Origin of the sequence: Pseudoalteromonas sp. S3178, assembly GCF_005886985.1 — a bacterium.
GTDB lineage: Bacteria > Pseudomonadota > Gammaproteobacteria > Enterobacterales > Alteromonadaceae > Pseudoalteromonas > Pseudoalteromonas carrageenovora.
The window spans coordinates 1-275 of sequence record NZ_PNCW01000546.1; the positions used below are offsets into that span (position 1 = coordinate 1).

Genomic DNA, 275 nt, shown 5'->3' on the forward strand with positions numbered 1-275 from the left:
ACTGATATTTTAAAAAATCGTGTCGATACGCTCACCAATGCCTTCACTCAAGCGCGCACTAACCGCGAATATAACGGCAAATACACCTGTGTTTATCCTATCAAAGTAAACCAACAGCGCTCTGTTGTGAGTAAGTTATTAGCTCACCCAAGTGGCTTAGTGGGACTTGAAGCCGGTTCTAAGCCTGAACTAATGGCCATTTTAGGGGTGGCGAAAGAGCCTATTACAATTGTATGCAACGGCTACAAAGACAGTGAGTTTTTACGTTTAGCCTG

The 275-nt window shown here is 43.6% G+C and carries 1 pseudogene; it reads left to right on the forward strand.

Features of this window, described 5'->3' with window-relative positions:
- Positions 1 to 275: pseudogene (locus tag CWC11_RS22140) on the forward strand (arginine decarboxylase); the annotation flags it as partial.